Below are 3,091 nucleotides of genomic sequence, written 5' to 3' on the forward strand. Positions count from 1 at the left end.
CTCAGACCCCATCCCCGACCCCGACCCGGCCCTCGACCCCGACCTCGGACAGGAGCACCCGTGGACTGGCTGTTCATCGTGAAGCCCGGAGCCGACTCCGCGGGCGGTGGCTCGTCCGCCAAGGACGACATGCTGGCGCTCGCCGGGAGCGAGCCCCGTCGGGAGTGGTGCCTGTCGAGGTGGCGGCGCGTGACAGCCGGTGACCGTCTGTGGATCTACTTCGCCTCGCCGGTACGGGAGATCGCGGCGGTGGCCGACATCGAGGACGAGCCGTACGAGGTGTCCGGAAGCCCCCGCCAGCCGTGGAAGTTCACCGCGACGCTGAACTTGGACGCGACTCGACGACTGCACCGTAATCCCGTTCCGCTGCACGCCCTGTCCAACCGGAACCCGCAGGGAGTCACCCGGGTGAAGGACTGTGACCTGCACCTTCTGTTGGAGCATGCGGGTCTGTGACGGCTCTCCGCCCGCCGGGCCGCGCGCACTGGAGCGTGTGCATCCGGTCGCGTACGAGCCGCGCCCCGGCCCATACGCGCCGGGTCGCGCCCCGCCGCCGACGCGGCGTGAGCGTCCCTCGTCCCACAGGAGTTCTACGCTGCAACCGAACGCTGATCATGACGGCGTGAGGTAGCGCTCCGTAGCCAAGACCTCACGTCGGCCTGGGTGTGAGGACTAACCAGAATGGCCGAAGAGGTCCACGACGCCGATGTGTCCGTGGTGTTGATAGAGAGCATCCCCCTGGTGCTGAGCGGTTTGCGTTCCGCGCTGGAGGACGGCGGGGTCGGTGTCGTCGCGGGGACCCACGACCCGCAGGCCGGCGTCCGGGCGGTTCGCGAGGGGAAGCCCGACGTCGTCCTCGTCGACCTCGATCTGCCGGCCCACGCGGGGATCGGGCTGCTCCAGCGGCTGCGCCGGCAGGGCCCGGCCGCCCGGCTGGTCGCCATGGTCTCCCCGGACCACGACGACGACAAGCTGCTGCTGGCCGCGCTGATGGCGGGGGCCACGGGCTATCTGCTCAAGAACACGCAGACGGTGGACCTGCTGCGTACCGTGCACGCCGTGCGGCGCGGGTACGTGACGCTCGGCCCACGGTCCGGCAGCGAACTCTTCGCCCTGCTGAAGCGTTTGGCGGAGTCCGGCGAGACCCTCCCGTTCCCGGCCCTGACGAACCGGGAACGAGAGGTCCTGCGCCTGGTCTCCCTCGGCTACGGGAACCGCCGGATAGCCCAGGAGCTGTTCATATCGGAGAAGACCGTACGCAATTACGTCTCCGCCATCCTGCCGAAGATCAACGTGTCGAACCGGCTGGAGGCCATCGTGTCCGCCCGGCTGACCGGGCTGGAGACCGCCTACCCGGATACGGGCGCCACGGGGCCGGCACTCCAGCGGTGAGCGGTGGATGTCACCCGGCGTCCTGGGTGATCAGGCCGGAGGCCACGAGCCGGCGCAGGCTGTCGTCGACCTGCCGGGTGGCCTCCTCGGAATCGGGCGTGAGACCCGCCGCCCGCGCGTAGGCGGTGTGCAGTGAGGCGAGGTCACGTCCGTCGCACAGCGAATAGACGGTCCACGAGCGCGCGTTCAGCCAGTGCATCCGGGCCGAGCGGGCCGGACTGACGACGAGTTGCCCGAGGCCGGGCAGGGCGCATGCGTCCACGGGTGCGACGCGCTGGAGGATCCCTGCCGTGCCGGTTCCCCGCGGAGACTGTTCCGCTTCGGCGGACCGGGCCGTCGCCTGGGTCCGCTCACGAGGGCGCGGCGCGTCCTCGTCCACCAGGCGCAGCGCGGTCAGGAGCCAGTGGGCGAAGCGGTGCCCGTGCTCGGTGAGCGCCTCGTCCGGCAGCGACAGTACGCGTTCGGCGAGGTAGCGGGCGCGTTCCTCGCTGGTGCGGTACTCGCCGCTCAGGGCGGCCGGGGTACCCGGGCTCGGCTCGTCGAGGTCCTCGGCGGGCGGGGGCGGGCCGAACCGCTCCCGGACCGTTTCACAGGCCGCGTCGGCCGCGGCGCGGAAGACCAGCAGGTGCACGTAGAAGTGCAGGGCGACGAACACCCGGATGACCGTCCAGGAGCCGATCCGCCACGGGACGGGGACCTGCTCGGTGGCGTTCCTGACGACGGAGCCGGCGCGCAGCGCGTCGAAGAGTTTGAGGTGGGCGCCCTCGTGCAGCAGGCTCTCGGCGGCGAGCCACGGGGAGGCACAGCGTTCGGGCGCGAGCAGCACCGTCGAGGGCAGCGGGTCGCCGCCGGACATGGACTGCAGGGGGCCCTCTTCGTTCTCCCGGTGGGTGAATCCCACCATGGTGACGTGCCCCAGCACGCCGGCTCCGGCGGCGGGCAGCAGCGTCGCGAGGAGTTCCGCGCCGTCCCGCAGGCCGGTGAGTACCTCGTCCGTGGGGGTCACGGGGCCGGTGGCCCGGTCGTCGCCGAGTGCGTCCCGGTACAACTGCATGAGGCGCTCGGCCAGCAGCTTCTGCTCGTCGTCCCGCGGTGCGGGTTCGGCCAGCACCCAGGCGTCCCCGAGACCGGGCCAGGCGGGCCGGTGCGGATGCATGAGGGCCTCGCAGGGGCCCGTCGGGGAGGAGCCTGCCGGGGAGGGTTCGCCGGTCTCCGGGGCGGCCGTGGGGCGGCTCAAGTAGGCGGCGAGTGTACTGCGTTCGGGCCGGCCGCCGTCCAGTCGTGCGAGGTCGACCTCGAAGCAGTTGCGCAGCACCGGGTCGTACAGCAGGGGGCGCAGACGGTCGTCGGGCGCGGCGGCCGTCTCCCGCAGCAGGTCCGCCGCCTCGTCGTCGTGCCGCGCCAGCATGGTGAGGCCCAGCCGGAACCGGGCGAGGTTGCGCTCGGCGATGGCGGGGGAGTCGCCGAACTGCCGGTCGGCGCAGAGCAGGTTGTCGGCCTGCGCGACTCGATCGACGACCGGTCCGGTGTCCGGTTCGGCGGAGGCGGGTGTGACCGGCGAGGCGGCGGAGGCTGAGGAGGACAACGACGGACCGTCCTTCGGAATCGCGGTGACGCAGGGACGAGCGGCAGMCGGCAGGCAGCAAGTGGCAGGCGTGGACGCGGGAGAGCCAGGGGCGGACCCGGGGCGGACCCGGGG

3 protein-coding genes are annotated in these 3,091 nt (G+C 72.2%); 2 read left to right on the top strand and 1 reads right to left on the bottom strand.

The window, feature by feature from the left end; all coding sequences use genetic code 11:
- Positions 1 to 60: 60 nt before the first annotated feature.
- Both FGF04_RS38600 and FGF04_RS38605 read left to right on the top strand, forming a co-directional pair.
- Positions 61 to 456: a hypothetical protein gene (locus tag FGF04_RS38600; RefSeq protein WP_149516057.1), complete on the top strand. Its 396-nt coding sequence runs from the start codon at positions 61 to 63 to the stop codon at positions 454 to 456.
- Between the two features lie 225 nt (positions 457 to 681).
- A complete protein-coding gene (locus FGF04_RS38605) occupies positions 682 to 1,392 on the top strand; it encodes a LuxR C-terminal-related transcriptional regulator (RefSeq protein WP_149516058.1) in 711 nt (236 codons plus the stop codon).
- 10 nt (positions 1,393 to 1,402) lie between these two features.
- On the opposite strand, the gene FGF04_RS38610 is transcribed toward FGF04_RS38605, so the two are convergent.
- On the bottom strand, positions 1,403 to 2,977 hold the full coding sequence (locus FGF04_RS38610) for an aKG-HExxH-type peptide beta-hydroxylase (RefSeq protein ID WP_149516059.1): 1,575 nt from the start codon (positions 2,975 to 2,977) through the stop codon (positions 1,403 to 1,405).
- Positions 2,978 to 3,091: the final 114 nt, after the last annotated feature.

Origin of the sequence: Streptomyces apricus, from assembly GCF_008369065.1 — a bacterium.
In the GTDB taxonomy this organism is placed as follows: domain Bacteria; phylum Actinomycetota; class Actinomycetes; order Streptomycetales; family Streptomycetaceae; genus Streptomyces; species Streptomyces apricus.